Below are 255 nucleotides of genomic sequence, written 5' to 3'. Positions count from 1 at the left end.
CCAGGCGTGGTAGCTTCTTCAGGGTGAGATCCGCGCCATAATCCCGCAGTTTGCCAGGCGGCATAAGCCAACTGAACCACGACACCAAAGCTGAACAGGCACACCGCCAGTGGGCGAAACCACGGAACAAAACCAATCGCCACCAGCATCGTCGTTGCCGGAAACAAACTCACAAAACTGCTCAGCACTGGATGGCGAACTTCCGCCAGCACGCTATGCGGAAAGCGTATGAGTCGGGCAATGAATGCGCTAGTC

1 pseudogene is annotated in these 255 nt (G+C 56.5%); it reads right to left on the bottom strand.

From position 1 onward, the window contains the following. Nucleotides 1-255: pseudogene (locus SB772_RS43230) on the bottom strand (hypothetical protein); the annotation flags it as partial.

Source organism: Paraburkholderia sp. SIMBA_030 (assembly GCF_046535245.1).
Lineage (GTDB): Bacteria > Pseudomonadota > Gammaproteobacteria > Burkholderiales > Burkholderiaceae > Paraburkholderia.
Note: the sequence above shows the minus strand (reverse complement) of the source record. Positions and strands in the feature narration are given on the sequence as shown.